This window comes from Duganella radicis (genome assembly GCF_009720825.1).
Taxonomy (GTDB): domain Bacteria; phylum Pseudomonadota; class Gammaproteobacteria; order Burkholderiales; family Burkholderiaceae_D; genus Rugamonas; species Rugamonas radicis.
Genome location: NZ_WNKY01000086.1, coordinates 1 through 7,153, shown reverse-complemented (window position 1 = coordinate 7,153; position 7,153 = coordinate 1). Strand labels below are relative to the sequence as shown.

At 75.0% G+C, this 7,153-nt stretch carries 1 protein-coding gene; it reads left to right on the top strand.

Features of this window, described 5'->3' with window-relative positions:
* On the top strand, positions 1-3,893 hold a 3,893-nt coding region (locus GM676_RS30845), incomplete at its 5' end, for a two-component regulator propeller domain-containing protein (RefSeq protein ID WP_155468388.1).
* Between the last annotated feature and the right edge of the window lie 3,260 nt (positions 3,894-7,153).

Below are 7,153 nucleotides of genomic sequence, written 5' to 3'. Positions count from 1 at the left end.
GGCTGGCCGCGCTGGGCTGGCTGATGGCGCTGGCGCCGGGCTGGCCGCTGGCGGCCGCGCCGGCGCACTGGGCCGGCCTGGCGCAACCGCTGTTCCACACCCTCGGCGCCCAGCAGGGCCTGGTCAACGTGATCGTCACCGCCGTCGCCCAGGACCAGGACGGCTTCCTGTGGGTGGGCACCCAGGGCGGGCTGGCGCGCTGGGACGGCTACCGCTTCCGCAATTACACCGCCGTGCCGGGCGACCCGCGCACCCTGCCGGACGGCCTGGTCGGCCCGCTGCACGTCGACCCGCGCGGCCGGCTGTGGATCGGCACCGGCAGCGGCGGGCTGGCGCGCTACGAGCCGGCCAGCGACGGCTTCGTCACCTACAACGTGCGCAACGCCGGGCTGGCCAGCCTGGGCGTGCTGGCCCTGGCCGGCGACGCCGCCGGCGGCCTGTGGGTGGGCTCCGACAACGGCCTCGATTACCTGCACGAGAGCGGCGCGCCGGCGCGCCCGCGCCTGAGCCACTACCGCCAGGACGATGGCAGCGGCCTGCCGGCCGACATCGTCAAGTCGCTGTGGCTGGACGGCGGCGGCACGCTGTGGGTCGGCACCGCGCGCGGGCTGGCGCGGCGCGACCCGCGCGGCGGCAAGTTCGTCAAGGTGCCGGTGCCGACCCGCACCTCGGACGCCCCCAGCGTGGAGGCGCTGTTCATGGACCGCGCCGGCCAGCTGTGGATCGGCACCAACGGCGACGGCCTGTTCGTGCTGGACCCGCAGACCGGCGTGGCGCGCCGCTTCGCGGCCGGCGCGGCGGCGGTGGCGCTGATGAAGAACGAGGCCATCAACGGCATCGCCGAGCCGGTGCCGGGCGAGATCTGGATCAGTTCCTACGCCGGCGGGGTGGGCGTGGTCGACCGCGCCAGCGGCGAGACCCGCGTGATCCGGTACGACCCGCAGGCCGTGTCCGGCGTGCCCAGCGGGCTGCTGCGCGGCATCTACGGCGACCGCGCCGGCACCCTGTGGCTGGCCAGCGACGCCGGCCTGGCCCAGCACCAGCCGGCCCAGGCCGCGCTGTCGCTGGGGCGCGGCTCGCCGGGCCGCCCCGGGCTGTCCGACGGCGACGTCATGTCGGTGGCCGAGGCGGCCGACCAACGGCTGTGGGCCGGCTTCGCCCGCCGCGGCGCCGACCTGGTCGATCCGGCGCGCGCCAGCGTCACGCCGTGGCGCCAGAGCAGCGCGCCGCACCGCGGGCTCAAGCCGTCGAACGCGGTGACCGCGCTGTTTCCCGAGCGCGACGGCTCGGTGTGGCTGGCCACGCCGTCCGGCCTGTACCGCGCCGACGCCAGCGGCCAGCGCAGCGTGCGGCTGGAGGCGCCGTGGCTGGACGACCGCTGGTACATCCACACCCTGGTCCGCAGCGGCGAGCTGCTGTGGCTGGGCACCAGCGCCGAAGGCCTGTTCCAGGCCCGCCTCGACGCCGGCGGCCGGCTGCAACTGGTGCGCCACATCGAGGGCCTGACCGGGCGCGACGTCAACGTCGTGCTGCCGGGGCCGGACGGTTCCGGCTTCGTCTGGGTCGGCACCGCCACCGGCCTGAACCGGGTGGCGCGGGACAGCGGCGCGGTGTTGCAGCGCATCGAGGCCGACGTCGCCGACCCGGGCGCGCTGACCAACGCCTATGTCACCGCCCTGCACAGCGACCGCCGCGGCCGTCTGTGGGTGGCCAACGGCGCCGGCATCGACGTGATGGAGGGCGGCTACGCCGACGGCCAGCGCCGCTTCCGCCGGCTGGGGGTGGCGCAGGGTTTGCCCAACAGCAACATCGCCGCGCTGGTGGCCGACCGCCAGGGGCGGATCTGGGCCAGCAGCGACGACGGCATCGCCGTGATCGATCCGGAATCGCTGGCGGTGGGGGTGATCGGGCGCGCCGAGGGGGCGCTGTATTCGCCGTACTGGTCCGGCGCCGGCATCGCCACCGCCGCCGGCGACATCGTGTTTGGCGGCTCGGGCGGCATCACCGTGGTGCGGCCGGAGCGCTTCCAGGCCTGGACCCTGCGCCCGCCGGTGGTGCTCACCGAGGTGCGCCTGGGCGGCCGGGCGGTGGCGCCGGCGCCGCACAATGCCGGCGCCGGGCTGGTGGTGCGGCCCGACGCCAACAGCTTCGCGGTGGAGTTCGCGGCGCTCGACTACACCGCGCCCGAGCAGAACCGCTACGCCTACCGGCTGGAAGGCTACGACCGCGACTGGATCGGCGCCGACGCCGCCCACCGCACGGCGGCCTACACCAACCTGCCGCCCGGGCAATACCGCCTGCTGATCCGCGGCTCCAACCGGCGCGGCCTGTGGGCCGCCCAGCCCTTGCAGCTGGCGGTCACGGTGCTGCCGTGGTGGTACCAGACCTGGTGGTTCCGCGGCGCCGCGCTGCTGCTGGCGGCCGGCGGCCTGTACGGCGTCTACCGGCTGCGCACCTGGCAGCTGGCGGCCCAGCGCAAGGCGCTGGAGCGCGAGGTGGCGGCGCGCACCGCCGAGGTGGTGCAGCAAAAGGCGCTGGCCGAGCACCAGCACCGCGAGGCCAGCGAGCGCAACGCCGAACTGGCGGCGGTCAACGCGGTGGCGCAAATCCTGGCCGGCAAGCTCGACCTGGCGCAGCTGATCGCGCAGGTGGGCGAGCAGGTGCGCCACACCTTCCTGGCCGGGCGCACCCACATCGCGGTGCTGGAACGCGACAGCGGCGCGCTGCGCCTCGGCTACGCCAGCGGCGCGTCGGGGTCGGCGCCGGACCGCGGCGAGCAGCTGTGCCGCGAGGTGATCGACAGCGGCGCCGGCGTGCTGGGCGCGCACGCCGGCCTGTCCAGCCTGGGCGTGCCGATCGTGGCCGGCGGCGCCGTGCTGGGCGCGGTGGCGGTGCAGCGCGCCGCCCCCTACAAGGCCAGCGACCAGCGCCTGCTGGAGACCATCGCCGCCCACATCGGCGCCGCCCTGCAAAACGCCTTGCTGTTCCGGCAGGCCGAGGCGGCGCGCGCGCGGGCCGAGGAGGCCACCCAGGCCAAGTCGCTGTTCCTGGCCAACATGAGCCATGAAATCCGCACGCCGATGAACGCGGTGATCGGCCTGTCCTACCTGGCGCTGAACACCGAGGTGCCGTCGCGCCAGCGCGACTACGTGCAGAAGATCCACAACGCCGGCAATTCGCTGCTGGGCATCATCAGCGACATCCTGGACTTTTCCAAGATCGAGGCCGGCAAGCTGGAGCTGGAGACCGCCGACTTCGACCTCGACGACCTGCTGGCCCACGTGGCGGCCGTCAGCGGCGGCGGCCTCGGGCGCAAGGGCCTGGAGTGCAACTTCGACGTGCCGGCCGAGGTGCCGCGCGGCCTGCGCGGCGACGCCCTGCGGCTGGGGCAGGTGCTGGTCAACCTGCTCAACAACGCGCTCAAGTTCACCGCCCAGGGCGAGGTCACGCTGGCGGTGCGGGTGCTGGAGCGGCGGGCGGCGCGGGCGCGGCTGGCGTTCAGCGTGCGCGACACCGGCATCGGCATGTCCGAGGCGCAGATCGGCCGCCTGTTCCAGGCCTTCACCCAGGCCGACGGCTCCTCGACCCGCCGCTACGGCGGCAGCGGCCTGGGGCTCAGCATCTGCAAGAACCTGACCGACCTGATGGGCGGCACCATCCGGGTCGACAGCCGCAGCGGCGCCGGCAGCCGCTTCGTGGTCGAGCTGTGGCTGGAGCACGCCACGGCCGCGCTGGCGCCGCCGCCGCCGTTGCCGGCCAACAGCGCGGTATGGCCGGCGCCGCCGCCGCTGCCGCCCACCGCAGTGACCGTCAGGCTGGCGTTGTTGGCGCCGCTGGCCGTCAGCGCGCCGCTGGCGCTGGCGTGGCCGCCGTTGCCGTTGTCGCCGGTGTAGTAATAGTAATCGGATTCGTTGCCGTTGCCGCCGCGCGCGTAGCTGGTGCCCGCCACGTTGCCGGCCGCCGTCAGTTGCAGCCGCGACTGCGCCGCGCCGCCGTCCGAGGCCGCGCCGCTGACGCTCGACTTGCCGGCGCCGCCCACCGCTTGGCTGTTGCCGGTGACGGTGGCGCCGCTGCGGGTGGAAGCGAGTACCAGCTCGCTGCTGGCGCTGCCGGCATTGGTGGGCAGGCCGGCCGTCAGATTGGCGCCGCCGACCCCGCCCACGGCGATGACCGTGCCGTTCAGCGTGCTGGCGTCGCCATCGGTCAGCGTCAGGCGCGACTGGGCGTCGCCGCCGCGGCCGCCCTGGCCGATGGCGCTTTCGCCGCCGCGGCCGCCGGTGGCGCTCTGGCTCAGCGTCAGAGTGCCGCTGGTGTGGCCGCCGGCCAGATTGACCGCCAGCGCCTGCGCGCCGTTGCCGCCCTGATTGTCGGCATTGCCGTAGCCGCCGTTGCCGCCGGCCAGCGTGACGCTGGCGCTGGCGTTGCCGCTGTCGGACTGGGCCCAGGCGTTGGCGCTGGCCGTGCCGCCGTTGCCGGCCGCCAGCTGGAAGCCGTGCCATGGATCGCTGTCGCCGCCGTGGCCGCCGTAGGCATTGGCGCTGGCGGCCGCGTTGGCGCTGCCGCTGGCGCTGACGCTGGCCTGGGCGGCGCCGTTGCCGCCGTTGGCGTTGTTGCCGCCCCGGCCGCCGCTGCCGCTGCTGGTGGCCGAGGTGTTGGCGTTGTTGACCACGCTGGTGGCGGCGACGCCGTTGCCGCCCACCGTGCCCGCGCCCGCCGCGCTGTTGCCGCCAACGCCGCCGCCGGCGCCGGCGCTCAGCGACAGTTCGGCCTGGCTCACCGTGCCCAGGGCGAGGGTGGAACTGGCGTTGCCGGCCTGGCCGGCGCCGGCGCCGCTGCTGTCGCCGCCCTTGCCGCCGTAGCCGGTCTGGTTCAGCACCAGGCCGATGATGCCGGCGCCGGATGCCGTGTTGACCAGGTCGACGCTGGCGCCGTCGCCGCCGCTGGCGCCGCCATAACCGTCGCCGCCGCTGCCGCCGGTGCTGTTGCTGCCGACGTAGCCCGAGCCGCTGCCGGCCAGCAGGGTGGCGCTGCTGCTGGCGGCGCCGCCGTTGCCGGCCTGCTGGCCGGCGCCATAGGCCATGCTGCCGCGTCCGCCGCTGGCGTTGGCGATCAGTTGGCCCCAGCCGCTGCTGCCGGTCTGGCCCTGCACCGTGCTGGCGGCGCCGCCGCCGTTGCTCGCCTGGGCCGCGCCCGAATAGGCCGGATTGTTGTTGCCGCTGCCGCCGCCGGCGTTGCTGGTGATGTACAGGCTGCCTGCGCTGCTGCCGCTGACGGTGGCGCTGCCGTTGCCGGCCACGCCCAGCACGCCATTCAGGGCCGCGCCGCCGGCGCCGCCGTTGGCGGTGACCTCCAGTTGCAGGGTGGCGCCGCCGCGGCTGGTGCCGGCGTTCAGCAACACCAGTCCGTTGCCGCCGTTACCGCCGTTGCCGCTGCTGTTGCTGTTGCCGCCACTGCCGCCGATGGCGCGCAGATTCAGGCCGACGCCGCTGGCGCTGTCGTCGGCCAGCGTCAGTTGCGAGGAGGCGTTGCCGCCATTGCCGCCGTTGGCATCGCCGCTGCCGCCGCTGCCGCCGTAGGCCAGTTGCGACAGCTGCACGCTGCCGGTGGTCAGGCCGCTGGCGGCGTTGAGCAGGGCGCTGTCGGCGCCGTGGCCGCCACTGGCGCCGTTGTAGCCGGCGCCGCCGTTGCCGCCGTTCTGCGTCACGCTCAGCTGCACGCCGCCGATGGTGGAATTGCCGCTGGCGCTGGCGCTGGCGGTGGCGCCGTCGCCGCCGCGCTGGCCGGCGCCATAGCCGGTGCCGCCGCTGCCACCGGTGGCGGTGGCGCTGACATACACCGCGTTGCCGCTGCTGTTGGCGCCGTAGGCGCTGCTGCCGGCGCCGGCGCCATGCTGGCCGCTGGCATTGGCGTAGCCGCTGGCGCTGCCGCCATTGCCGCCGGTGGCGGCGCTGTAGACGTTGACGCCGGCGCTGCTGCTGGTGCCGCTGACGTTGCCGCTGGCGTAGCCGCCGGCGCCGGTGACGCCGCTGTCGCTGCGTCCGCCAACGCCGCCGGCGGCGCTGACGCTCAGGGCCAGGTAATTGGCCGTGCTGTCGTTGACGCTGAGGTTGGAGGCGGCGTGGCCGCCGGCGCCCGCCGTGCCGCTGTCGCTGTAGCCGCCGGCGCCGCCGTAGGCGTATTGGTTCAGACTCAGGTAGCCGGGCGTGGCGCCGTGCACCGCGTTGTCCAGCGCACTGCCGGCGCCGGCGCCGCCGTTGGCGCCATTGACGCCGCTGCCGCCGGCGCCGCCGTACTGATAATTGCTGAGCGAGAGCTGGCCGCCGCTGTTGCTGACATTGCCGGTGACGCTGCTGGTGGCCGCGCCGCCGTTGCCGCCACTGTTGCCGGCGCCCGAACCCTGGCCGCCGGCGCCGCCGGTGGCATAGGCCAGCAGGCTGAGCGCCTGGTCGGCCTGGCCCTGGGCAATGGCGCTGGCGTTGCCGCCGTTCCGGCCGTTGCCGCTGCCGGCACTGCCGATACCGCCGCCGGTGCCGCCGTTGCTGTAGGCCTGGCCGTTCACGTTGTAGCCGCTGATGACGCTCACCTGACTGCTGGCCGCACCGGCCTGGCCGGCCAGGCCGCCATTGCTGGCGTTGCCACCGTTGCCGCCGGTGCTGTTGGCCTGCACCGTGGCCTGGCCGCTGCCCGGCGTGGCGTCGAGCTGGAGCGAAGCCGCACCATTGCCGCCGTTGCCGGCGATGCCGCTGGCGGTGTCGCCGCCATGGCCGCCGTTGCCAGTCGAGCGCAGGGTGGCGTAGGTGCCGATGGCGCCGCCCAGGGTCAGGCTGGAGCTGCCGCTGCCGCCATGGCCGGCCTGCGCGCTGTCGCTGTAGCCGCCATTGCCGCCGTAGGCGTATTGCCCGAGGTCGCTGATATAACCGGTGACCGAGGCGGTGAGGGCGTTGCTCAGGGCCGACTGCGCGCCTTGTCCGCCGCTGGCGCCGCTGTAGCCGTAGCCGCCATTGCCGCCGGCCTGGCTCACATTCGCCGAGGTGGAGTAGGCATCGCTCTGGATGCTGCCACTGCTGCTGGCGCTGCCGCCGGCGCCGCCCTGGGCGCCGCTGCCGGTGGCGCTGCCGCCTTGGCCGCCGCTGCCCGCGACGCTGAGCGCGCC